The sequence below is a fragment of the Pantoea pleuroti genome, assembly GCF_014156615.1.
Lineage (GTDB): Bacteria > Pseudomonadota > Gammaproteobacteria > Enterobacterales > Enterobacteriaceae > Pantoea > Pantoea agglomerans.
Map to the genome: position 1 here is coordinate 391,797 of NZ_SBFD01000003.1, position 23,025 is coordinate 414,821.

Annotated in this window: 24 protein-coding genes; 4 read left to right on the forward strand and 20 right to left on the reverse strand. The window is 57.7% G+C overall.

Going from position 1 to position 23,025, the window contains the following annotated elements; translation table 11 throughout:
• Positions 1 to 103: 103 nt before the first annotated feature.
• Positions 104 to 2,110 carry a bifunctional tRNA (5-methylaminomethyl-2-thiouridine)(34)-methyltransferase MnmC2/FAD-dependent 5-carboxymethylaminomethyl-2-thiouridine(34) oxidoreductase MnmC1 gene (gene mnmC / locus EPG66_RS09385; RefSeq protein ID WP_182686614.1) on the forward strand — a complete coding sequence of 669 codons (2,007 nt, stop codon included), beginning with the start codon at positions 104 to 106 and terminating at the stop codon, positions 2,108 to 2,110.
• Between the two features lie 33 nt (positions 2,111 to 2,143).
• Here the strand turns inward: mnmC and EPG66_RS09390 are convergent, their stop codons facing one another.
• Genes EPG66_RS09390 through prmB form a run of 6 tightly spaced genes read right to left on the reverse strand, consistent with a single transcriptional unit; the run spans position 2,144 to position 6,730 of the window.
• Positions 2,144 to 2,428, reverse strand: a complete 285-nt coding sequence (locus EPG66_RS09390; protein ID WP_003854283.1) for a YfcL family protein — start codon at positions 2,426 to 2,428, stop codon at positions 2,144 to 2,146.
• Between the two features lie 32 nt (positions 2,429 to 2,460).
• Entirely contained in the window at positions 2,461 to 3,006 is a 546-nt protein-coding gene (locus EPG66_RS09395; RefSeq protein ID WP_003854284.1) for an elongation factor P hydroxylase, read from the reverse strand.
• 19 nt (positions 3,007 to 3,025) lie between these two features.
• A complete protein-coding gene (locus tag EPG66_RS09400; RefSeq protein ID WP_031590579.1) occupies positions 3,026 to 3,829 on the reverse strand; it encodes a sulfite exporter TauE/SafE family protein in 804 nt (267 codons plus the stop codon).
• Positions 3,830 to 3,837: 8 nt separating this feature from the next.
• Entirely contained in the window at positions 3,838 to 4,662 is an 825-nt protein-coding gene (mepA, locus tag EPG66_RS09405; RefSeq protein WP_182686616.1) for a penicillin-insensitive murein endopeptidase, read from the reverse strand.
• Between the two features lie 4 nt (positions 4,663 to 4,666).
• Positions 4,667 to 5,752: a chorismate synthase gene (aroC, locus tag EPG66_RS09410; RefSeq protein ID WP_010257950.1), complete on the reverse strand. Its 1,086-nt coding sequence runs from the start codon at positions 5,750 to 5,752 to the stop codon at positions 4,667 to 4,669.
• Between the two features lie 45 nt (positions 5,753 to 5,797).
• Positions 5,798 to 6,730, reverse strand: coding sequence for a 50S ribosomal protein L3 N(5)-glutamine methyltransferase (gene prmB / locus EPG66_RS09415; RefSeq protein ID WP_039388414.1), 933 nt, complete (start codon positions 6,728 to 6,730; stop codon positions 5,798 to 5,800).
• Positions 6,731 to 6,889: 159 nt separating this feature from the next.
• Here prmB and smrB point away from each other — a divergent pair, with 159 nt between their 5' ends.
• Complete coding sequence (smrB, locus tag EPG66_RS09420) at positions 6,890 to 7,438, forward strand: endonuclease SmrB (RefSeq protein ID WP_031590577.1); 549 nt, start codon at positions 6,890 to 6,892, stop codon at positions 7,436 to 7,438.
• Positions 7,439 to 7,467: 29 nt separating this feature from the next.
• On the opposite strand, the gene sixA is transcribed toward smrB, so the two are convergent.
• The 4 genes from sixA to EPG66_RS09440 all read right to left on the reverse strand — a co-directional run bounded on the left by sixA (position 7,468) and on the right by EPG66_RS09440 (position 12,036).
• The gene (gene sixA, locus EPG66_RS09425; RefSeq protein WP_010257941.1) at positions 7,468 to 7,950 is read right to left on the reverse strand and encodes a phosphohistidine phosphatase SixA; all 483 of its coding nucleotides are present in this window, start codon (positions 7,948 to 7,950) and stop codon (positions 7,468 to 7,470) included.
• A 224-nt stretch (positions 7,951 to 8,174) separates the two neighbouring features.
• Positions 8,175 to 10,271, reverse strand: a complete 2,097-nt coding sequence (gene fadJ, locus EPG66_RS09430) for a fatty acid oxidation complex subunit alpha FadJ (protein WP_182686619.1) — start codon at positions 10,269 to 10,271, stop codon at positions 8,175 to 8,177.
• Positions 10,271 to 11,581 (reverse strand): acetyl-CoA C-acyltransferase FadI, encoded by a 1,311-nt coding sequence (gene fadI / locus EPG66_RS09435; protein WP_182686621.1) that lies wholly within the window; start codon positions 11,579 to 11,581, stop codon positions 10,271 to 10,273. The genes fadJ and fadI overlap by 1 nt, the downstream gene beginning before the upstream one ends.
• 158 nt (positions 11,582 to 11,739) lie before the next feature.
• On the reverse strand, positions 11,740 to 12,036 hold the full coding sequence (locus EPG66_RS09440; RefSeq protein WP_010671435.1) for a YfcZ/YiiS family protein: 297 nt from the start codon (positions 12,034 to 12,036) through the stop codon (positions 11,740 to 11,742).
• 358 nt (positions 12,037 to 12,394) lie between these two features.
• Between EPG66_RS09440 and fadL the strand changes: the two genes are divergently transcribed.
• Complete coding sequence (gene fadL / locus EPG66_RS09445) at positions 12,395 to 13,678, forward strand: long-chain fatty acid transporter FadL (RefSeq protein ID WP_143790151.1); 1,284 nt, start codon at positions 12,395 to 12,397, stop codon at positions 13,676 to 13,678.
• Between the two features lie 136 nt (positions 13,679 to 13,814).
• On the opposite strand, the gene mlaA is transcribed toward fadL, so the two are convergent.
• From mlaA to ccmA, 10 genes are all read right to left on the reverse strand, one after another.
• Positions 13,815 to 14,579, reverse strand: coding sequence for a phospholipid-binding lipoprotein MlaA (gene mlaA, locus EPG66_RS09450; RefSeq protein ID WP_010257927.1), 765 nt, complete (start codon positions 14,577 to 14,579; stop codon positions 13,815 to 13,817).
• A 150-nt stretch (positions 14,580 to 14,729) separates the two neighbouring features.
• Positions 14,730 to 15,941 (reverse strand): c-type cytochrome biogenesis protein CcmI, encoded by a 1,212-nt coding sequence (gene ccmI / locus EPG66_RS09455; protein WP_182686623.1) that lies wholly within the window; start codon positions 15,939 to 15,941, stop codon positions 14,730 to 14,732.
• On the reverse strand, positions 15,941 to 16,393 hold the full coding sequence (locus EPG66_RS09460; protein ID WP_022625093.1) for a cytochrome c-type biogenesis protein: 453 nt from the start codon (positions 16,391 to 16,393) through the stop codon (positions 15,941 to 15,943). Before EPG66_RS09460 ends, ccmI begins: the two co-directional genes overlap by 1 nt.
• Entirely contained in the window at positions 16,390 to 16,947 is a 558-nt protein-coding gene (locus EPG66_RS09465; RefSeq protein WP_163793210.1) for a DsbE family thiol:disulfide interchange protein, read from the reverse strand. The genes EPG66_RS09460 and EPG66_RS09465 overlap by 4 nt, the downstream gene beginning before the upstream one ends.
• Positions 16,944 to 18,902, reverse strand: coding sequence for a heme lyase CcmF/NrfE family subunit (locus EPG66_RS09470; RefSeq protein ID WP_039388405.1), 1,959 nt, complete (start codon positions 18,900 to 18,902; stop codon positions 16,944 to 16,946). Before EPG66_RS09470 ends, EPG66_RS09465 begins: the two co-directional genes overlap by 4 nt.
• The gene (gene ccmE, locus EPG66_RS09475; protein WP_163842594.1) at positions 18,899 to 19,384 is read right to left on the reverse strand and encodes a cytochrome c maturation protein CcmE; all 486 of its coding nucleotides are present in this window, start codon (positions 19,382 to 19,384) and stop codon (positions 18,899 to 18,901) included. Before ccmE ends, EPG66_RS09470 begins: the two co-directional genes overlap by 4 nt.
• Positions 19,381 to 19,614: a heme exporter protein CcmD gene (gene ccmD, locus EPG66_RS09480; RefSeq protein ID WP_182686625.1), complete on the reverse strand. Its 234-nt coding sequence runs from the start codon at positions 19,612 to 19,614 to the stop codon at positions 19,381 to 19,383. Before ccmD ends, ccmE begins: the two co-directional genes overlap by 4 nt.
• On the reverse strand, positions 19,611 to 20,351 hold the full coding sequence (locus EPG66_RS09485) for a heme ABC transporter permease (protein WP_010257913.1): 741 nt from the start codon (positions 20,349 to 20,351) through the stop codon (positions 19,611 to 19,613). Before EPG66_RS09485 ends, ccmD begins: the two co-directional genes overlap by 4 nt.
• A gap of 68 nt (positions 20,352 to 20,419) precedes the next feature.
• The gene (gene ccmB, locus EPG66_RS09490; protein WP_083069182.1) at positions 20,420 to 21,079 is read right to left on the reverse strand and encodes a heme exporter protein CcmB; all 660 of its coding nucleotides are present in this window, start codon (positions 21,077 to 21,079) and stop codon (positions 20,420 to 20,422) included.
• Positions 21,079 to 21,696 carry a cytochrome c biogenesis heme-transporting ATPase CcmA gene (ccmA, locus tag EPG66_RS09495; RefSeq protein WP_182686627.1) on the reverse strand — a complete coding sequence of 206 codons (618 nt, stop codon included), beginning with the start codon at positions 21,694 to 21,696 and terminating at the stop codon, positions 21,079 to 21,081. Before ccmA ends, ccmB begins: the two co-directional genes overlap by 1 nt.
• A gap of 242 nt (positions 21,697 to 21,938) precedes the next feature.
• Here ccmA and EPG66_RS09500 point away from each other — a divergent pair, with 242 nt between their 5' ends.
• Positions 21,939 to 22,874, forward strand: coding sequence for a formate/nitrite transporter family protein (locus EPG66_RS09500; RefSeq protein WP_182686629.1), 936 nt, complete (start codon positions 21,939 to 21,941; stop codon positions 22,872 to 22,874).
• Positions 22,875 to 23,025 lie beyond the last annotated feature (151 nt).

Consider the following 23,025-nt stretch of genomic DNA (forward strand, 5'->3'; position numbering starts at 1 on the left):
TTGTACGCCGAACAAGTCCGATCAGCTATTTCCTTTTGTAAATTTGCGTCATGTCACGCGGGTCGCTAGAATCGCGCCACTGCCTGAAAAACGAGCCTTTACCGTGAAATTGACCCCGGTTGAACATGCAAAGCTAAACTGGAATGAACAGGGTACACCTGTTTCCCGAGCGTTTGGCGATGTCTATTTCTCTAATGACAACGGTCTGGAAGAGACACGCTATGTCTTCCTTGGCGGCAATGGTTTTCCCCAGCGTTTTGCTGAGCATCCGCGCGATCTGCTGATCGTGGCGGAGAGCGGTTTTGGCACCGGTCTTAATTTCCTGACGCTCTGGCAGGCGTTCGATGCGTTTCAGCGCGAACAGCCCGACGCCACTTTAAAACGTCTGCATTTCATCAGCTTTGAGAAATTTCCGTTAACACGTGAAGATTTAACCGCGGCGCAGCAGCACTGGCCCGAACTGGCCCCCTGGGCGGAGGCGCTGCAGACGCAGTGGCCCGCTGCCCTGCCCGGCTGTCAGCGTCTGCTGTTTGATGGCGGCCGCATCACGCTCGACCTGTGGCTGGGCGATATTAACCTGCTGATGGGCCAGCTGGATGAGAGCCTGAATCGTCAGGTGGATGCCTGGTTCCTGGATGGGTTCGCGCCCTCAAAGAACCCGGATATGTGGACGCCGGAGCTGTTCGGCATGATGGCAAAACTGGCGCGGCCGCAGGGGACCTTCGCAACTTTTACGGCTGCAGGTATTGTCCGGCGCGGTCTGCAGCAGGCGGGCTTTGCGGTCATTCGCCGCAAAGGATTTGGTCCGAAGCGCGAAATGCTATGCGGGCCGTTGCAGGATGCGCCTCCGCTGCCCGCCGCGCAGCCCTGGTATCATCGTCAGGCTGCGGAGCAGCGTGATGTGGCCCTGATTGGCGGTGGCGTCGCCAGTGCCACCCTGGCGCTGGCGCTGCTGCGTCGCGGCTGGCGGGTAACACTTTATTGCGCCGATGAGGCGCCCGCGCTGGGCGCATCCGGCAATCGTCAGGGAGCGCTCTATCCGCTGCTCAATCAGCACGACCCGGCGCTTGCCACTTTTTTCCCCTCGGCCTTCAGCTTTGCCCGGCGGCTCTATGATCAACTAACCGTCACCTATGAGCATCACTGGAGCGGGGTGCTGCAGCTGGGCTGGGATGAGAAAAGCCGTAAGAAGATCGATCAGATGCTGGCGATGGACCTGCCTGAAATCATCGCCTGTGGCGTCGATGTGGCAGAAGCTGAAAAACTGGCAAATGTTGAACATGGCTGTGGCGGCATTTTCTATCCGCAAGGCGGCTGGCTCTCACCGGCAGAGCTGACCACCGCGATGCTGGCGCATGGCGAGACCCAGGGATTGCGCATTCACTGGCTGCACCGGGTGAGCACGCTTTCCCGGGAGGATGATCACTGGACGCTGACGTTCAGCGATCGTCCGGCGGTGCGTCATCCGACCGTCGTACTGGCAAACGGTCATGCGATTGCCGACTTTGCGCAAAGCGCCCCGCTGCCGACCTATCCGGTGGCCGGTCAGGTAAGCCATGTTCCCTCCACGCCCGGCCTCAACGCGCTGCAAACGGTGCTCTGTTACGACGGCTATCTGACCCCTGTCAGCCCGCAGTTTGGTACGCACTGTATCGGGGCCAGCTATCACCGTGGCGATACCGCAACCGCGTATCGGGAAGAGGATCAGCAGGAGAACCGCAGCCGCCTGCTGCATTGCCTGCCTGACAGCAACTGGGCCGAAACGGTGGATGTCAGTGATGGAGAGGCAAGAATGGGGGTGCGCTGCGCTACCCGGGATCACCTGCCGATGGTGGGCGGCGTGCCGGATTATCCTGCTACGCTGGCGCAGTATGCTGATTTACCGGCACAGCAGGCAGCAAGCGGCGATATCGCTGACGCACCCGATCTTACGGGCTTGTATCTGTTTGGGGCGCTGGGATCGCGCGGCCTGTGCAGTGCGCCGCTGGCGGCCGAAGTGCTGGCAGCTCAGCTGGCGGGCGAGCCGCAGCCTCTGGATGCCAGTACCCTGGCAGCACTCAATCCGAATCGTTACTGGGTAAGGAAATTACTGAAGGGAAAAGCCGTTTAGCGGACGCTAAGGGCGGCATGCCGCCCTGCACCATTACGCGGAGAGCTGGCGTGCCTGAACAAACAGGTTATCCCACATCCCGACCACTAATGCCTGATCGCGCGGCGAGAGTTCTCCGGCAGCTATGGCATTTTGCAGACTGCGGCTCACCTGAATCTGCAGCGCTTCTGGCGTATGTTCGCCCAGTTGCTCCACTTCAGCGACGGCCAGTGTCAGATGCCCGCGCAGATAACCGCTGGCGAACAGCTCATCGTCACTGGCATGCTCGACCATGTCGTCAATCAGGGCCAGAATACGCGCTTCAAATTCTGCGATCATCTCAATTCCTCTTTTAATAATGCCTTTCTGCATCACAGATCGTCCGGCCAGGGAAACTGCGATGCTGTTAATGAAGGCCTGCCATAAAATTCCGCCAGGGCGGTAATAAAACGCGCGGGACGGTCGGGAATGCCCGACGTCAGATAGCTCATGACCTGAGCATGCACTTTACGCTGGAACGCAATGCGATCCGGCTCACAATCTCCGTCGAGATTGTCACAACTCACGTTGAAGGGAAAGCCTGCCGCCGTACAAAACATCCATTCCAGCGCCTGTGGCTTCACTTCCACCGCTTCAAACTGACTCTGGGTCAGCGCATCGCGGCCATCCGGACAGTACCAGTAGCCAAAATCGACCAGTTTGCGGCGCGCTTCACCGGCGATGCACCAGTGAGAGATCTCATGCAGGGCGCTGGCGTAGAAGCCGTGAGCAAAGACCACACGATTCCACGGCGATTCGGCATCAGCAGGAAGATAGATCGGTTCATCATCGCCTTTAATTAGACGGGTCTGAAATTCATCGCTGAAACAGCGATCAAACAGCGTGATCAGCTGTTCATAATGATGTGTCGGGTTCATGACGGTATCAGGTTTTAGGTTACGATTGCAGCGTGGCAAGCCAGGCCATAACGGCGCTGCCATGGCTGTCCCACAGTAATTTAATGCTCATGACGGCAGACACAATCACCACCATCGGGCGGATCAGCTTCTGTCCGCGGCTCAGCACCAGTCTTGCGCCCAGACGCGCGCCGCAGAAAGCGCCGAGCATCATGATCAGGCCGGTTCCCCACACCACTTTGCCGCCGAACATAAAGAACAGCAGGCTGCCGAGGTTCGAGGTGAAATTGAGGACCTTAGCATGGGCGGTCGCTTTGGCAAGGTTGTAGCCGCAGAGCGTGACGAAAGCCAGCGCATAAAAAGAGCCTGCGCCCGGTCCGAAAAATCCGTCATAGAATCCCACAGCCCCGCCGCCGACCAGCGCATAGGCCAGACCATGCAGGCGACGCGCCTGATCCACTTCGCCGAGGCGCGGCATCAGCAGGAACCACAGACCGATAGCGATTAAAAACAGCGGCAGCATCTGGCGCAGGAAATCCGCCTGCAGGCGCTGAATCAGTATCGCGCCCAGCACGGAACCCAGCAGCGTCATGGCAATGTTCAGCCACTGTTCATTCAGATTGACCGCACCACGCCGGATAAAGTAGAGACTGGCGGAAAATGATCCACCGACCGATTGCAGTTTATTGGTCGCCAGCGCCTGGGCCGGAGAGAGGCCCGCCGCCAGCAACGAAGGTACCGTAAGTAATCCCCCGCCACCCGCGATTGAATCAATAAAACCGGCGAGCATGGCGATTAAAAACAGCAGCCCGACGAGCAGCGGGCTGACCACAAACCAATCCATGGAATCCCTTACAGTAGATGTTTATCCAGCAGGGCCTGACAGGCAGGCGGTAATGGCGGCGGCTCACGTTTCACCGGCGCGCCCGAACCAGGCTGTTTCGGCAGGAACCAGCTCTGCAGCTCTGCGCCACAGCCATCGCCAGCAGGCGGTGCGGGCTGATCTTCGCAGCCCATACTGCCCGCCGGGCAGCGCAGGCGCACATGCATATGGGCCCGATGAGCAAACCACGGGCGCACTTTACGCAGCCAGTCACGATCGTTACCTGCATCGGCACAAAGCTGCTTTTTAATCGCCGGATTGACGAAGATGCGTGTCACATCATCATCTTTGGCGGCCAGTTTAATCAGGCTATCAATTTCCGGCTGCCAGTGACGCGCAATCACATTTTTGTCACCCGGCCCGACCAGATCGAGCGGCTGCGGCTTCAGCAGTTGCTGCGCGCTCCAGCGGGTTTTCGGCAGTTGCAGCCAGATATCGACATCCAGCCCGGTCTGATGACTGGCGTGACCGCTGCTGAAACGTCCGCCTGCTGCCATGCCCATGTCACCAATCAGCACGTTGCCCAGTTGCAGGTTATGCACCTGCGTACTGAGCCGCTGAATAAACTGAATCAGATCGGGATGACCAAAGTAGCGCCGCTGATCCTGACGCATCACCTGATAGTGCGGTGAATTCAGCGGCAGCGCCTCGGCGCCAACAATACAGCCGTTGGCAAAGCCGCCGATTGACTGCGGTGCGCCGGTAATCGGCTGCTGGATGCGTTGCCACGGCGTCGCCGCCAGGCTGGAGGCGCTGATTAACAGCGCACTCAGGGTAAGCAGAAGAGCCTTCATGGCATCACCAGCGCGGTACGGAGCTGTTAACGTCACCGTTCTGCGCCCGCTGGCGCAGCAGATGATCCATCAGGACGATCGCCATCATCGCCTCGGCGATCGGCACTGCGCGGATCCCGACGCAGGGATCGTGGCGGCCTTTAGTGATCATCTCCACTTCTTCGCCGTCGCGGGTAATGGTTTTACCCGGCACGGTGATGCTGGAGGTCGGTTTCATCGCCAGATTGGCGCTGATGGTCTGGCCGCTGCTGATACCGCCCAGAATGCCCCCGGCGTGGTTGCTCTGGAAACCATCGTGGCGGATCTCGTCGCGATGCTGACTGCCGCGCTGGTTAACCACCGCAAAGCCGTCACCGATTTCAACGCCTTTAACGGCATTGATGCTCATCAGCGCATGCGCCAGATCGGCATCCAGTCGGTCAAATACCGGCTCGCCCAGGCCTGGCGGCACGTGATCTGCCATGACTGTGACTTTAGCGCCAATGGAGTCGCCCTCTTTTTTCAGGCCGCGCATCAGTTCATCCAGCGCCTCCAGCTTGTCCGCATCCGGGCAGAAGAACGGATTCTCTTCCACGATGCTCCAGTCTTTCAGCTCACAGGCGATGTCACCAATCTGTGACAGATAGCCGCGCACCACCACACCGTGTTTCATCTGCAGGTATTTCTTGGCTATCGCACCGGCCGCCACGCGCATCGCGGTTTCGCGCGCCGACGAGCGGCCACCGCCACGATAGTCACGCTGACCATATTTCTGCTCATAGGTGTAATCAGCATGGCCCGGACGGAAGAGATCTTTGATAGCGCCGTAATCCTGCGAACGCTGATCGGTGTTCTCAATCAGCAGGCCAATCGAGGTGCCGGTGGTCACCCCCTCAAACACACCGGACAAAATTTTCACCTGATCCGGCTCGCGGCGCTGCGTGGTATAGCGCGATGTGCCAGGGCGGCGGCGATCAAGATCATGCTGAATATCCGCTTCGGTCAGCGGAATGCCTGGCGGCACGCCGTCAACGATACAGCCCAGCGCAAGCCCATGGGACTCGCCAAAGGTCGTTACTCGAAAAAATTGCCCGATGCTGTTTCCGGCCATGCTATTTCCTTCTCAGGGTTCCGCGGGCGATGCTTCGCCCCATTTTTAGTCTTTGTAAAAAGAGAAATGGTGTTGTGCGTCGACAATCTGCTGGCGCGTCAGCGTAAAGACGCCGTCACCGCCGTTGTCGAATTCCAGCCAGGTAAAGGGCACATCGGGATACTGCTCGATCATGTGCACCATACTGTTACCCACTTCGCAGACCAGGACGCCCTGCTCGCTGAGATAATCCGGTGCACAGGCCAGAATGCGACGCACCAGCTTCAGGCCGTCGCTGCCTGCCGCCAGCCCCAGCTCTGGTTCGTGGCGATATTCGTTCGGCAGATCATCCATATCTTCCGCATCAACATACGGTGGATTGGTGACGATCAGATCATATTTCAGCGGTGGCAATTCGCGGAACAGGTCAGCGCGAATCGGCGTAACCTGATGAATCAGGCCATGTTCTTCAATGTTCTGCTCGGCAACCGCCAGCGCACCGGTGGAGATATCCACCGCATCCACTTCCGCTTCCGGGAAGGCATAGGCGCAGGCAATCGCGATACAGCCGCTGCCGGTACACATATCCAGAATATGATGGGGTGGTGTGCTGACCAGACCGGCAAAGCGGTTCTCAATCAGTTCGCCAATCGGTGAACGCGGCACCAGCACGCGCTCATCAACAAAGAACTCGTGGCCGCAGAACCAGGCTTTATTGGTCAGATAAGCGACCGGAATGCGCTCGTTGACGCGACGAATGACGCGCTCGACGATCAGAAGACGTTCGCTGGCGGTCAGACGCGCATTGCGCATATCTTCAGGAATATCCAGCGGCAGCCAGAGTGACGGCAGGACCAGTTGAACGGCTTCGTCCCAGGGATTGTCTGTGCCATGTCCGTACCAGATTCCGGCAGCGGAAAAGCGGCTGACCGCCCAGCGCAGCATGTCCTGAATGGTGTGCAGTTCGTTCACTGCCTCATCGACGAAAATTTTGTCCACGTAGCCCTCCGCAGGCCTTTTGCTAAATCGGCCAGTAGTGTGCCATGAAGCCGGGGAGAATTCAGCGCAGCGAGGTGAAAAAGCTGACATTTAATGACGCTTAACGGTAAGGTATCGGCTCTGCTGTGTGACAGCCTTTTCTGATATGACTGACCTGCCATGAGTAAAAAAACACCACTAAGCCCGGATGACCAGGCGCTGTTTCGCCAGTTAATGACGGGGACACGCCAGTTGAAACAGGACACGTTTGTCCACAAAGCGCCGGTTAAAACCCGCCAGATCCCGGTAAAGCGTCTGCTTTCAGAGCAGGCGGACAACAGTCATTACTTTTCGGATGAGTTTCAGCCGCTGCTCTCAACGGAAGGTGCCACCCGTTATGTGCGCGCCGATGTCAGCCATTTTGAGCTGAAAAAATTACGTCGCGGCGACTATACGCCGGAGATTTTCCTCGATCTGCACGGCTTAACGCAGCAGCAGGCCAAGCAGGAGCTGGGGGCACTGATCGCCGCCTGCCGCCGTGAACATCTGTTCTGCGCCAGCGTCATGACCGGTCATGGAAAGCATATTCTGAAGCAGCAGACGCCGCTGTGGCTGGCCCAGCATCCGTGGGTGATGGCTTTTCATCAGGCACCCAAAATGTTCGGCGGTGACGCCGCGCTGCTGGTTTTGATTGAGATTGAGGAGTGGCAACCGCCTGAATTGCCCTGAGAGGGGCCGGAATGATCGGCCCACAGACGTCAGATTGCTTTAGCCAGCTTTTTGGGACTGACCTGCCAAAGCAGTTTACCGGCACTCGCCGCGGGATCGAATTCCACGCAGGCAATAGCGGAAGTGGCAAACATTGGCGGCGCTTCCTGCGGGCACAGTTCAGAGACTAAATACCCCACCAACGGTAAATGTGAGATCACCAGAGCCGATTTCACCCCTTCATTCGCCAGGGCCTGCAGATAGCACCCGACCATCTCCGGATCGCCGCCCGGCGTTAATTCCGGCAGAACGTCCTGGCTTTCCGGCAGGGGAAAGGCTTCACGCACGGTCGCGAGCGTTTGCTGCGCGCGTAAATAGGGACTCACCAGGACACGCTCAATGTCCGGCGTCTGGCTGTTAAGCCAGTTGGCCATCTGACGTGATTCATTGCAGCCACATAAGGTTAAAGGCCTGACTGAATCACTGGCTGCTTCCAGAGCCGCATCGCCGTGACGCATGATAAAAACTTGCATAAAGCACCGCTGTTGTTTGTCGACATCGCCCGACGCGTAGCGCCTGACTCTTCACTCTGCGAATGAACGCTGTGTTTTACCCTAATGGCTTTAGTATAGTCAACCGGTTGTTTATTAAATAAGCACTTCTCAGAATCATGCTGCGCCGCACACTCTGGCGGCGCTTTTCTAAGCCGCTGAATCGGATTGGTTATTCCATTTTCGGCAGAAATGTAAAATTTCGTCTATTTTGCAGCCGCCTGAATCAGCGCCTCACAGGGTGTGAATCGTTCGCCATGCTGCTGCGCAAGCCGGCTTAATCTGTTGACCACGTCCGCCGCGCCCAGTTTGTCCATGTAGTGGAACGGGCCGCCTAAGAAAGGCGGAAAGCCAATACCAAACACCGCACCGATATCCCCATCGCGGGCGCAGCGAACCACCTGCTCATCAAGACAGCGTGCGGCTTCGTTCAGCATCATCATCACGCAGCGTTCAGCAATCTGCGCGTCACTCTGCCTGGCCTGCGGCGAGACCTTCAGCAACGTATACAGCGAAGCGTCCGGTTTTTTACGCTGCCAGCGCGGCTGGTCATAGCGATAAAAGCCTTTGCTGTTTTTACGTCCCTTGCGGCCATCTTTCAGCACCGCATCAAAAGCGGCTGGCGCGGCAAAGCGTTCACCATAAGCCTGATGCAGGATGGGACTGATTTTGCTGCCAACGTCGATACCGACCTCATCCAGCAACTGAATCGGGCCGACCGGGAAACCAAACTTCACCAGCGCCCGATCAATATGGTCAATCGGTTCGCCCTCCAGCAGGCAGCGCATCGCTTCATTTATATAGGGCGTCAGGATGCGGTTAACATAGAAGCCAGGCTTGTCCGCCACCACAATCGGGGTTTTACCCTGGCTGCGCGCCAGCGCCACAATCGTCACCAGCGTCGCGGTAGAGGTATTCAGATGAGGAATCACCTCCACCAGCGGCATTTTCTCTACCGGACTGAAATAGTGCAGCCCGATGACGTTCTCAGGACGCTGGGCGCCGGCGGCGATCGCCTCAATCGGCAGCGAAGAGGTATTTGAGGCAAACAGCGTGTGGGGCTGACAGTGTGCCTCCACTTCGCTGACCATCTGCTGCTTCAGGGCTAAATCTTCGAATACGGCTTCAATTACCACGTCGCGCTGTGAGAAGCCCTGATAATCGATGCCGCCCGTGATACGTGCCATCTGCTGCTGACGCTGTGCCGGAGTAAGCTGGCGGCGTTTAACTTTTTTGCTCAGCAGTTCCCAGCTGGTTTTCAGCGCATGGTTCACCCCTTCCAGGCTGATATCTTTAATGCGTACCGGCAACCCGGCGTTGACCGCGGTGACGCTGGCGATACCGCCGCCCATCAGGCCACCGCCGAGGATACCAACACGCTTAACGGTGCCGGGTTCCGCTTCACCGCCCCGCTCCTTTTTCATAGCCGTAGTCGCGAAAAAGATCCCGCGCAGCGCAACCGATTCTGGCGTCATCGCCAGCTCACCAAAAGCGCGTGCTTCAGCCTCATGTCCGGCCCGACTGCCCTGCTCCAGTCCGATGCGCACCACCTCAATAATGCGTTTTGCCGCCGGATAGTTACCCTGTGTTTTGGCTGCGGTCTGTCGGGTCGCCAGCGCAAACAGCGCCTGACGGCCAACCGGACCATGCAGCAGACGATCGCGCAGCGGCAGCGTTCGTCCGCTAACCTTGCCCTTTTTCACCCGGGCGATGGCGGTCTCCAGCAGAATCGCCTGCGGCACCGCGTCATCGACCACGCCCAGCTTACGGGCCTGTTTCGCCCGCAGGGCTTTGCCGGTCAGAATCAGTGGCAGCGCCTGCTGCACGCCGATTAAGCGTGGCAGCCGCTGAGTGCCGCCAGAGCCTGGCAGTAAGCCGAGCTGCACCTCCGGCAAACCGAGGCGGGTTTTATCATCCAGCGAGCAGATACGGGCATCACAGGCCAGCGCCAGTTCCAGTCCGCCTCCCAGGCAGGCACCGTGGATCGCCGCGACCACCGGGAACGGCAGCGCGTCAAGCGCAGCCATCACTTCCTGGCCCTGTTTTGCCAGCGCTTCGGCTTCCTGCGCGCTCTTACAGCGGTCAATCATGCTGATGTCTGCGCCCGCGATGAAGTTGTCCGCTTTGCCGGAAATCAGCACCAGGCCAGCCAGTTGCGGATCGCGCCGCGCCTCCGCAATGATGGCGGTGATCTGCCCGGCAAATTCCGCTTTCAGGGTGTTCATCTTCTCACCAGGGACATCGATCGTAATGATGCCAACGTGATCCAGTCGCATCTTCAGATGAAACGCATTCTGCTCCATTATTCGGCCTCCAGAATCATTGCCGCACCCAGGCCGCCTGCCGCACAGGCCGTGACCAGTCCTAACCCGCCACCGCGACGGCGTAATTCATTCAGCGTCTGGGTGATCATGCGCGCCCCCGTGGCGGCAAAAGGATGACCATAGGCGATCGATCCGCCCAGCACGTTAAAGCGCTCTTCATTCACTTCGCCCAGCGCGTGTGGCCGATTCAGCACCTCACGGGCAAAGCGCTCGTCGCGGAACATTTGCAGGTTGCTCAGTGTCTGGGCAGCAAATGCTTCATGCATATCGATCAGCGTCAGATCGGCCAGGGTTATGCCGGCGCGATCCAGTGCCAGTGGTGAAGCGTACGCCGGGCCCAGCAGCATATCCTGCTGCACACCAATGGCGGCAAAGGCGTAGCTGCGCAGATAGCCCAGCGGCCTGATGCCCAGTTCGCGGGCGCGGCCCTCGCGCATCAGAATCACTGCCGCCGCGCCGTCGGTGAGGGGCGTGCTGTTGGCCGCGGTGACGCTGCCGTGCTGGCGATCAAATGCCGGACGCAGTCGGGCGTAATCCTCCGCTTTGGCATTCATCCGCACGTTATTGTCCTGAGCGATGGCGCTTTTCCACGGCGGCACAAAGGCTGCCATGACTTCCTGATTCAGTACCCCGGATTGCCAGGCCCTGGCGGCATGCTGATGGGATCGCAGCGCCAGCGCATCCTGTGCTTCGCGAGTGATGCCGTGACTCTTAGCCATCTGCTCCGCAGTGTCGCCCATGCGCAGGCCGGTCGAATACTCCGCCACTGCGGGCGGGACCGGCAGCAGATCACGCGGACGCAGACGCCGCAGGATGTGCAGTTTTTGACCGAAGCTGCGGGCTTTATTGAGATCTACCAGCGCGCGGGCCAGCGTTTTACTGACCCCAATCGGCAACACCGACGAGGAGTCCGCGCCTCCGGCGATACCGGCAGAGATGGTGCCCGCCAGCAGACTTTCTGCCACATTCGCTACCGCCTGAAAGCTGGTGGCGCAGGCACGGCTGACGCTGTAGGCGTCGGTATGCACACTCAGCCCGCTGCTTAATACAATTTCACGCGCAATGTTCGGTGCTTCCGGCATCTGCACCACCTGCCCAAAGACCAGCTGCTCGATCACCTCAGCCGGCAGTTCACTGCGCGCCATTAATTCGCTGACCACCATGCGTCCCAGCTCAATGGCGGGAATGCCATGGAAGCCGGTCGCCTGGCGTAAGAAAGGGGTGCGTAATCCGTGGGTTATTGCGATGCGTTCACCATCACGCGTCAGCAGCGGCTGCGCTTTGCTCATTGTTCTCACCTGTGGCTGGGACTGTGGCATCATTGCCTGAAGAGGTCTGACCTGATCAGTGTTAACCACAAGCGGGTGAGCCGCCAATATCGGAAGGGAAAAAGTGCGAAGGGAAACACGAAAATGAAAAACGCCGCAGTGACGCGGCGTAATGATACTTAACGCAAACCGAGCTGAAAAATCATGGTTTCAGCCTGGCAGCTGAAGGTGAAATCGATATCCAGCTGCACACCCTGATCCACTTCGCTGAAGCGCGATTCAATCAGACAGGGTTCCGATTCAACCTCGCGGGCACGTTCGGTCAGTTGCGCTAATTTCGCTTCCGCATCGGCACGCTGAGCAAACCATTCTGACCAGCTGGCGGTGCAATCGGTGTTATCCATTACCGTGCCGACATCAACACAACAACAGGCTGCGGTTTCGGTCGCACTGCATTTTTTAATGGCATCAGTCATTTCATTCTCCAGACCAGCAATTGCATAGGTTGAGCGATTTTATGGACGAAATCTTACCTTCTCGCTGAAAGATGCGCCACGCACCTGTTGCTAAGTGACGAATATCACAATAAAAATTGATCCAGAACAAACTGGAATGGTTATGCTGTCCAGGATCAGGGGCTTTTTGTTATGCAGATCGAATTTTAAGCGATCAAACCTGAAATATTTTAAAAACAATATTGCAACATGCACACAGGTCGGACCTATACTCTCCGCACTGGTCTGATATGTGCGCTTTACATCAGTCCCTACAATCCGCCGTCCTTTGTTACGCGACGTTATAGCGTTAAATAATAATTCACATGAGGTTGTGGTCATGAACCATAAAAACCTGTTTGCAAAGTCAGCCGTGGCGGCTGCAGTGGCGCTTGTCTCTTCCCACGTTTACGCTGCTGGGTTTCAGTTAAATGAATTCTCTTCGATTGGTTTAGGTCGCGCATATTCAGGCGAAGGGGCAATGGGTGATACCGCGGCGTCTGCCAGCCGTAACCCGGCGACAATGGCGTTAATGGATCGCCCGGAATTTTCTATCGGGGCCGTCTATATTGCGCCGGATGTAAATATCAGTGGTAGCAGTCCCAGTGGCCGCAGCCTGGATGCGAATAATATTGCCCCTAATCAGTGGGTACCCAATATTCATTACGTCCAGCCCATCAACGATCAGTGGTGGATTGGCGCATCTGCAACCTCAAACTACGGCTTAGCAACAGAGTTTAATAATGGCTATACCGCTGGCGGTTACGGCGGTAAAACTGACCTGATGACCGGCAATTTAAATCTCAGCACTGCTTATCGCTTTAATGAACATTTTAGTGCAGGCATCGGTTTTGATGCGGTTTACGCTAAAGCCAAAATTGAGCGTTATGCCGGTGAGTCAGGCGCGCGGCTGGGGGTTCCGGCTGATACGCAGGTTGCCCATCTGAAAGGCGATGAGTGGGGTTACGGCTGGAATGCTGGCATCCTGTATGAAGTGGATGAAAATAACCGCTTCGGCTTTACCTATCGTTCAGAAGTGAAAGTCGACTTTGATGGCGATTACAAAAGTAATCTCTCATCCCGGCTGAATGCGGTGAATAATCCGGAAGTGTCAGGCGTACCTTTTGGCACCAACGGCACCACCGTTCCAGGCGCGTTAACGCTGAATCTGCCAGAGATGTGGGAAGTGTCAGGCTGGCATAAAGTGGCACCGCAGTGGGCAGTTCACTACAGCATGGCTTACACCAGCTGGAGCCAGTTCCAGGAGCTGAAAGCCACTGGCTCTAACGGCCAGACGCTGTTCTATAAAGATGAAAGCTTCCACGACGCCTACCGTATTGCACTGGGCACAACCTATTCCTACGACAAGAACTGGACCTTCCGTACCGGTATTGCATTTGATGACAGCCCGGTTCCGGCCGATAAGCGCTCTATCTCCATCCCGGACCAGGATCGTTTATGGCTGAGTGCCGGTACTTCTTACGCCTTTAACGATGATGCCTCGGTGGATTTAGGCATCTCTTATATGCACGGACAGAAAGTGACGGTGAAAGAAGGACCTTATACCTTTACCTCTGAAGGCAAGGCCTGGCTCTACGGCGCGAACTTTAACTATAAGTTCTGACTGGCTGGTACGAACAAAAAGGGCGACTCTGGTGAGTCGCCCTTTTTTGTGGCCGTGGATTGCTTAATGGCTCAGGGAGCATACGCCCTGCCCAAAGAGGCATAAACCGCCATCCCTGGCGGCGCAGCGCGGGCGATTACTCGGCGTCAATATCCTTCAGATCATCCTGAATCGCAGCCGCGTTAGGATTATCTTCCGGCTTGAGCTTGCCGCCGCGCGCCAGGAAGTCGTGACGCTGGAAGTAAGCGTTACGGATAAAGGCGTACGGATCGCTCTGCTGTTTCAGGATTGCATCAGAGTCCAGCAGCTGCGCGCGTGTCTCAATCCCTTCAAGCGTCCATTTACCAATCGACATTGGCCAGGTCAGCCAGCCAAGGATCGGATAAAGCGTATCAACGTAGTCGCCGCCATCCTGACGCACCGTAAAGCTGCCGTAAGCAGGCAACTCAACATAAGGCCCGTAGCCGACGCCATAGTGACCGAGCGTAGTACCGAATCGGTGCGGCTCTTCACGTGCCAGTTCCGGATTCGCTTTACCGGCAACGTCAATGAAGCCGCCCAGTCCCAGCACGCTGTTCAGGAAGAAACGGGTGAAGTGAATACCTGCATCACGTCCGTTACCGATCAGGATGGCGTTGACCATGCTGGCAGGTTCTTCCAGGTTGCCGAGGAAATTGCTCAGGCCGGTACGTGCCGGCACCGGCACATAATCACGCCAGGCCACAGCGACCGGACGTAATACATACGGATCCAGCACGTTGTAGTTAAAGTTAAACATCGTGCGGTTAAAGCCTTCGAACGGATCGCTGCGCTGAGCAGGATCGCTATTCGCCGGCTTTGAACTGGCACAACCTACCAGAAGGACGCTGGCGACAGCCAGGCTGGTCAGGCGATAATTCATTCCAATCTCCCTGTGCGGATGAAAAAGGTCTACCCATCGTTCAGGTCACAGCCCGGTATCGAATCGACTTACCCGATGAGCATAGCTGACTTTGTGCCAGAGGCAGCAGGCAATGGCACGCATCATCCTGAACGCGGTCAGTTGATGCGTTCAGGGAAGCTGCTGATTAATCTCTACCGCGATCGGCTGATGCCCATCCCAGGGCGTCACTGCGCTCAGCCCCAGCCAGTCACCCGGCCGGGAATTGGCGCTGCCGTCGCGGGAGATACGCACCCGGACCTCGACCTGATGCTGCGCCGAAAGCAGGCGATCCGGCATCATGGCGTTGCTGTCATCCAGCGTCAGCGACAGCGGGAAGTGACTGAGCGGCATCCGCTTAACAGCCACCGGCACCGGTGAAGCACCGTCAGAAACCGAAATATACAACACTCCGTCCTGCGGTAACATTTTTTCTGCCTTAGGTGCCAGCGTCACGGTCAGCGCCAGTTGACGACTCTGTTGCCCGGCGGCACTTCTGGCCTTTTCGATGCTGCGGGCGATCATCGCCTGTCGCGAATCACCGGCCGGCAACAGACCCAGCAGGGTCTGCCATGCGTCGATAGCCTGATCATATTGCTGCTGTCCGTAAGCATTAAATGCCAGCAGGCTCAGCGTACGCAGGTTTTTCGGATCCGCTTTTAGCAATGCCTGCAGCAGCAGTGACGCCTGACGGTTATCCTGCGGATCGGGGGATCGCGTCAGGACTTCGGCATAATCCTGTTTTAGCGCCAGATCGTTGGGAGCAAGCTGTAGCGCATGCTCAAATGCCTGGCTGGCCGTATCGGCATTATTCAGCACCATGCCGAGCCGTCCCAGCATGGTCCAGTCGGCCAGATTATCCGGTTCCGTTTGCAACGCGGTACGCAATCCGAGCTGTAAACGCGCCAGCTCCTCCATGCTCAGCGGTTTAGCGCCAGGGTCCATCAGTCGGGCACGCAGCTCAGGATACGCCTGCTGCACTTGCTTCCAGCCCGTGAGCTGTGCCAGGCCACCGGTTTTCAGGTAAGTTCCCAGCGATACCCCAATCAGCACGATCAGGCCCGGCAGCAAAATCCAGCGACTGCTGCTGTATGATTTCATCGTCTGTGCCGGTGGAATATCCGCCAGCAGTGTCTGCTGTAACTCCCGCTCCATCAGCGGACGCTCAGCGACGACGCCCTGATCTTCATCCTGTGCCAGCTCGTCTATCCGCTGATGGTAGAAGCGCTGATTAAGGCGATCGCGATCGCCTGTGCTGGCCTGACGTTGCCGCCAGCCCGCCGCCAGAAACAGCGTACAGACCGCCAGCAGTAACAGAAAAAGGGTGATCCAAAATGCACTCATTACGGCTTCCTGTCTGACTTCAGTAGCGCATTAAGACGCTGTTGTTCATCTTCATCCAGCTCACTGCGGGTTTTTCGCTGACGGCTGCGCAGGATAATCACCGCGCCGCCCAGCAGCGCAAACAGCGCCGGACCAGCCCACAAAACCAGGGTTGAGGGCGTGACCGGTGGCGAATAGCTGACGAAGTTACCGTAACGCGCCACCATATAGTCGATGATCTGCTGGCGACTCTGGCCCTGCTTCATCAGCTGATAGACTTTCAGCCGCATATCGGCGGCAATCATGGCGTTAGAGTCGGCGATGCTGTTGTTCTGGCACTTCGGACAGCGCAGTGAAGCGGTCAGGTCGCGGTATTGTTCTTCCTGGGCCACCGAGTCAAATTGCAGCGTGTCGATGCTTGCCCACAGGTTGATGCTGAACAGCAGGCCGCAGAGCAGTAACAGCGTTCTCATGATCCCGCCTCCGCGCTGTATTTCACCCACAAGGGTTTCACTTCCTGATCCCAGACGCGCGCATTGAGATCGCCCGCGTGGCGATAACGGATGATCCCTTTACCGTCGATCAGAAAGGTTTCCGGCGCGCCATAGACGCCGAGATCCAGTCCCAGCATGCCGTTGCCATCATAGAGGCTTAGCCCGTAGGGGTTGCCCAGCGTATTCAGCCAGTTAACCGCCTTGTGACGATCGTCTTTGTAGTTCAGCCCGACGACGCGAATGCCCTGCTCCGCCAGCGTATTCAGATACTGATGCTCGGCGCGACAGGTCGGACACCAGGTCGCCCAGACGTTCAGCAATATCGGTTTGCCATCCGTCAGCACGCGCTGGTCGTAGGTTTTGCCTGGCTGATCGAGTGCTTCCAGCCGGAACAGCGGCACCGGCTTACCGATCAGAGCGGATTCGAGACGGGTTGGATCGTCGCCATCGGCATTACGTGTCAGTTGCCACAGCAGCGCCGCCGCCAGCAACAGAAACAGCATCAGGGGAATAAACAGGATTTTTTTGTTCATGTCCGCTCCTCAATTCCCGCTTTTTTGCGCGAACGATAACGGGGATCAAACAGGCAGAACAGCCCACCCAGCGCCATCAGCGCGCCACCAAACCAGATCCAGCGGACAAAGGGTTTGTAGTAGATGCGCACGGCCCAGCCGCCATCCTCCAGCTCTTCGCCCAGCGCCGCATAGAGATCGCGGCTGAACCCCCCATCAATCGCCGCTTCGGTCATCATGGTGCGGGCGGCCGTATAAAAGCGTTTCTCTGCCTGCAGCGTCGCTTCATGTTTGCCGTTGCGCGTGACATCGATGATGCCCATGCCACCGCTGTAGTTAGGCCCCTGCAGATTCTGCACGCCGCGGAAGACAAAGTGATAGTGATGAATATCAATGCTATCACCCGCCTTCATCCGCACATCGCGTTCCACGCTGTACTGGGTGCTGAATGCAATACCGATCACCGTCACCCCCACCCCAAGATGGCCCAGTACCATGCCCCAGTGACTGCGCGACAGGTGACGTAAACCGGCAAAGAACGGATGACGGTGAGTGGCGCGCTCATGCAGTTCCAGCAGCGTCAGCACGATAATCCAGAGTGACATCAGCAGGCCAACCACGGTCATCGCCTCAATGCGATCCTGCAGCCACCAGGGAATAATCATGGAACATGCCAGAGTCACGATCAGCGCCAGCGCCAGCCGTTTTGCCAGTTTCTGCGGTTCATCGCGACGCCAGCGCACCAGCGGTCCGATCCCCATCAGCAGCGCAAACGGTGCCATCAGCCAGCTGAACATGGTGTTGAAGAACGGCTCACCGACCGAAATGCTGCCCAGGCCCAGTTGCTTGTGCACCAGCGGCAATAGCGTGCCGAGCAGAACCACCAGCATCGCGGCAATCAGCAGCACGTTATTACCCAGCAAAAACGATTCGCGCGACCAGGTTTCATTCTGCACCCGGCCACGTACCTGCCCGCCTTTAATCGCGTAGAGCAGGAGCGAACTGCCGATAACAATCACCAGAAACGCGAGGATAAACATCCCGCGTGCCGGATCGGAGGCGAAGGAATGCACCGACACCAGCACCCCGGATCGCACCAGGAACGTCCCCAGCAGGCTCAGCGAAAACGCGGTAATCGCCAGCAGCACGGTCCAGGCCTTAAAGGTGCCTCGCTTTTCAGTGACCGCCAGCGAGTGCATCAGGGCGGTGCCTGCCAGCCACGGCATAAACGACGCATTTTCAACAGGGTCCCAGAACCACCAGCCGCCCCAGCCCAGCTCGTAATAGGCCCAGGCCGAGCCAAGGACGATACCAATCGTCAGAAAGACCCAGGCCGCCGTGGTCCAGGGACGCGACCAGCGCGCCCAGGCCGTATCCAGCCGTCCGGCCATCAGCGAGGCGATAGCAAAGGCAAACGCCACCGAAAAGCCGACATAGCCCATATAGAGCAGCGGCGGATGGAAGATCAGGCCGATATCCTGCAGCATCGGATTCAGGTCGTGCCCGTCTATCGGAAAGTCCGGCAGCGTGCGGCCAAATGGATTCGAGGTCAACAGGATAAACAGCAGGAAGCCGAGATTGATCATCCCCATGACCGCCAGCACGCGTGCCAGCGCATCCTGCGGCATACCGCGACTGAATATCGCCACCGCCAATGTCCAGGTGCTGAGCAGCAACACCCACAACAGCAGCGATCCTTCATGCGCGCCCCAGGTGGCGGCAATGCGATAATAAACCGGGAGCAGACTGTTGGAGTTTGTAACGACATAGGCAACGGTAAAATCGTTGCTGATAAAGGCCCAGACCAGCAGCGCAAAAGCCGCCGCGATGCAGATAAACAGACCGCAGGCCAGCGGACGCGCCATCGCCATCAGGCGGGCATCCTGGCGCACTGCGCCCCACAGCGGATAGCTGCTCAGCAGCAGGGAGAGCCCCAGCGCCAGACAGAGCAGAAAAGTACCAATCTCGGGCATCATGATGATTTATTTCCCGACTGATACAGCGACTGCGGGCCGGTGTGATTACTCTTCATCGCGTCTTCAATCTCCGGCGGCGTATATTTCTCATCATGTTTCGCCAGCACTTCTTTGGCGATCACCTGGTTGCCCGCCGCCAGCACGCCCTGTGCGACGACGCCCTGCCCTTCACGGAACAGATCCGGCAGGATGCCTTCAAAACTGACGCTGACCACGCCGCGGGCATCATAAAGTTTGAACGACACGGCAAGCGTATTCGGATCGCGCCGGACGCTGCCGGGCATCACCATGCCGCCGACGCGCAGCCGCTGGCCCGCTTCGGGCTTCTCGTGCGCCTCGCCTTTGCCGTAGAGGATTTCACCTGGGGTATAGAACAGATCGATGTTTGAGCGCAGCGCATACATCACCAGCGCGGTGGCCAGGCCGAGGCCGAGCAGAATCGCCACTGCCGCATAGAGGCGGTTGCGTCGACGGGTATTCACAATTTCTCTCCTGCCGCTTCAGCCGCGGCTTTTTTAGATTTCGCTGCCCGGATGCGGCGTTCCCGCGCGTCGTGCTGGCGGATCTCAGCCAGCAGGCGGCGGCGCAGCAACAGGGTATGCAGCGTCAGCCCGACAAGCGGAATCAGCGTGCAGGCAACCGCCAGCCAGACATAGAAGGCGTAGCCTCCCATCTCAAAGAAAGCGTGCCAGGAGGAAAAGGCGGGTGTCATGCCTGCTCTCCCCGCTTCGCCACATCAATCGCCCAGGGACGATGACGTTCGGTTAACAGAATCAGGTTGCGCAGCCGCATCAGGGTCAGCGTGATAAACACCAGCAGATAACCGATGATTGCCCAGCGCAGCGGCGTTCGCATCACTGGCGCAATCGCCTGCTGGAGAATGCCCGACGAGCCCTGATGCAGGGTATTCCACCACTGCACTGAGAAGTGAATGATCGGCAGATTAACTACGCCGACCAGGATGAGAACACCCGCGGCCCGGCCTGCGGTGCGGCGGTCATCAAAAGCGTGCCAGAGCGCAATCACGCCCATATAGAGGAACAGCAGCACCAGCTCCGAAGTGAGGCGCGCATCCCAGATCCACCAGGTCCCCCACATCGGCTTACCCCATGCGGATCCGGTGACCAGCGCAATAAAGGTAAAGACCGCGCCCACCGGTGCCATGGCGGCAGAAACCAGATCGGCCATTTTCATCTGCCACACCAGGCCGATAAAGGCGGCGATGGCCATCGAGGCATAAATGCCCATCGACCACATCGCGGCGGGCACATGAATGTACATGATGCGGAAACTGTCGCCCTGCTGATAGTCAGCGGGAGCAAATCCAAAGCCCCAGGCCCAGCCCAGCAGCAACGCCGCCAGCCCTGAGATGGCGAACCACGGCACCAGTCGTCCCGAAAACTGATAGAGCCGTTCGGGCCTGGCCAGCTGATGTAACGCTTTCCACATATCAAATGCTCACATTAACGATAAAAGAGTGTTGCCGCGTCTTTTACGCGCGGTTATTTCAACGGCTGTTATTGCAAAGTAATTCTTAGCGCTGCCGCCGTGGCAAACGGGGAGAGCGTGGCGCTGCCCAGCAGCATCGCGCCGAGAATCGCCAGATAGCCACTAATCGGCAATCCCTGACTGGCCGCCTCCATCGCCGCACTGGCGAAGATCAAGACCGGAATAGCCAGCGGCAGCACCAGCAGGCTAAGCAGTACGCCACCACGCCGTAAACCCACCGTGAGACCTACACCAATGGCACCGAGAAAACTCAGGGTTGGCGTGCCGAGCAGCAGCGTCAGGGCCATCGCCCGCCAGCCATTAAAATCCAGTGACAGCAGCAGCGCGGCCAGCGGCGACAGGATAATCAGCGGCACGCCTGTGACCAGCCAGTGCGCCACTACTTTGCCGATAACCGTTACCGGCAGCGGCGTCGGCAGCAGTACCAGTTGCTCCAGCGAGCCATCGCTGAAGTCATCGCGAAACAGCCGCTCCAGCGCCAGCAGCGACGCCAGCAGCGCGGCAACCCAGGCTACGCCCGGTGCAATGCGCGCCAGCTGTTGCGGGTCAGGTCCGATGCCCAGCGGAAACAGGGTAATAACAATCAGGAAAAACCAGAGCGGATTAACCACATCAGCCCCGCCGCGAAAGGCGATGCGCAATTCACGCTGGATGAGGCGAAACAGCATCAGCCTGCCTCCCCGTCGCCGAGGCGAATTTTACGCACCCGCGCAGCATCCGCGGGCAAATCCTGATGGGTTGTCAGGATCACTGCGCCACCGTTATCGGCATGCCGGGCGAATTTCGTCATTAATTTTTTAACACCCGCTTTGTCGATGGCGGTCAGCGGCTCGTCGAGAATCCATATGCGGGCCTGGCTGAGCCACAGCCGCGCCAGCGCTACCCGACGCTGCTGACCCGCCGATAACCGGCTAACCGGCACCTCTTCGTCGCCCGTGAGATCGACGCTTTCCAGCGCAGCAAAGATCTGCGCATCACTGCAATCAGGATGGTAGAAACGCAGGTTTTCCAGCGGTGTAAGCACGCCTTTGACACCGGGATGATGGCCCAGATAGAGCATCGCCTGATGCCAGGCTTCGCGCTGCCGCAGAATTGGCTGCTGCAGCCAGCGTATTTCACCCTGTTCAGGACGGCTCAGGCCAGCCAGCAGCCGCAAGAGTGAGGTCTTACCGGCACCATTGGGGCCTTCAATCTGCACAATGTCGCCTGCAGAGACGCGAAATGAGAGCTGCCGGAACAGCGCACGTTCGTCGTATGCACAAGTGAGCGTAATGATTTCCAACATCGAGGGGGGAATCGCACCAGCTAAAAGTGGCCGGGATATTACCACAATGTTGCTGTGGGCCGAAGTGTGAGCCAGCGCTCAGTTTCGATGCCATGGGTTTATTCGTGCGGTATCGCCCGCACTCTGAATAAAAATGCAGTTCCGAAAAACGTTGTTACGCTTATTCGCATCAATCGTTACATTATCGGCAAATAAAAAACGGCTACGCTTATTACGCGACAGCACTATCACCAGGAGAAAATATGAAGCCTTCATCAGGTAATGAACAGGGTCCTAACGACGTAGAGAGTGAAGAGAAGGATAAGGGCACTGATATCGAAGTCGATGAGGAGGCTTTACCCTCCCGCGCCGCCGCCATCCATGAAGAGATCCGCCAGGATGGGGAAAAAGAGCTGGAGCGCGATGGTATGGCGCTGCTCTGGTCAGCCATTGCAGCAGGCTTATCCATGGGCGCCTCGCTGATGGCAAAGGGGATATTTCAGGTGCATCTGGATGGCGTACCAGGGGCGTTCCTGCTTGAAAACCTGGGTTATACCTTTGGTTTTGTTATCGTCATCATGGCGCGTCAGCAGCTGTTTACCGAAAATACCGTCACGGCAGTCCTGCCGGTGATGCACAAACCGACCTGGAGTAATGGCGCCCTGCTATTACGTTTATGGGGCATCGTCTTGCTGGGTAACCTGATAGGGACGGCGCTGGGTGCGCTGGCGTTTAATGAGATGCCGATATTTGACGAGGCTACCCGTCAGGCGTTTACCAGCATCAGTATGAAGGTGATGGAAAATACGCCCGGCGAGATGTTTGCCAATGCAGTGATCTCCGGCTGGATTATCGCCACCATGGTCTGGATGTTCCCCTCGGCGGGCGGCGCCAAACTGCTGGTGATTGTGATGATGACCTGGCTGGTTGCGCTGGGTGATCTGGCGCATATCGTGGTGGGATCGGTGGAAGTGCTCTATCTGGTCTTTAATGGCATCATCAGCTGGCATGAATTCTTCTGGCCGTTTGCCCTGCCGACACTGCTCGGCAACATTACCGGCGGCACGCTGATTTTTGCCCTGATCAGCCACGCGCAGATCCGCAACGACATGAGTGAAGCGGCCGTGGCTAAAGCGAAGGCTGAGAAGAAGAAGCAGGAGAAACGTCGCCAGCGTGAAGAGCAGGAAAAGGCTGAGTAAATCCAGGGCAGGCAGAGTAGATTGAACCGCTCTGTCTGCCTTTCTGGTCTGTTTGCTGAAGGCGATTTGCCAGGCGGGCGTCTGAAAAACGTTTACTGGAAGTGTCTGCTGCAAAGAGGGAGTGAAGATTTTAGAGTCGGGGTGCCGCTTC